This is a genomic window from Pseudoalteromonas sp. SR44-5 (assembly GCF_014163675.1).
GTDB lineage: Bacteria > Pseudomonadota > Gammaproteobacteria > Enterobacterales > Alteromonadaceae > Pseudoalteromonas > Pseudoalteromonas rhizosphaerae.
The window spans coordinates 1-388 of record NZ_JACJDT010000199.1; the positions used below are offsets into that span (position 1 = coordinate 1).

Sequence of the window (388 nt, forward strand, 5' to 3'; positions counted from 1 at the left end):
ATGTAATCAATTGTTCCTGTTGACGAGCAACCTATTACAAATAATGTTAAAGCAAGTGTGATGAGTGATTTTATGAGCTTGTCCATAATCTATATCCATTTATTAATTGTGATTGCCATTGCTCACTCTTTTCATCTTGTTCTGGCTGGTTGTAAAAAGGCGTTTAAAACTGGTCATTTATTCTCACGCCACTGTGCTTGCCCAGAGCCAAGCTCGTGTAATACACGGCCTGTTCTATTTCTGTCAGATCGTGCATTTGATAGCCATACTTTTATCTCGCCACTATCCCCCATGCCAACAATTAAATAAGGCCTGATATTTTCTTCTACTTCTCCTGTGCTTATCCATGCATAAGCAGGTAAATTTTTAGCTAATTTATAACCATTTT

The 388-nt window shown here is 37.4% G+C and carries 1 pseudogene; it reads right to left on the reverse strand.

Annotation, left to right across the window (positions count from 1 at the left end):
- Positions 1-173: 173 nt before the first annotated feature.
- Positions 174-388: pseudogene (locus H5154_RS23215) on the reverse strand (DUF2931 domain-containing protein); the annotation flags it as partial.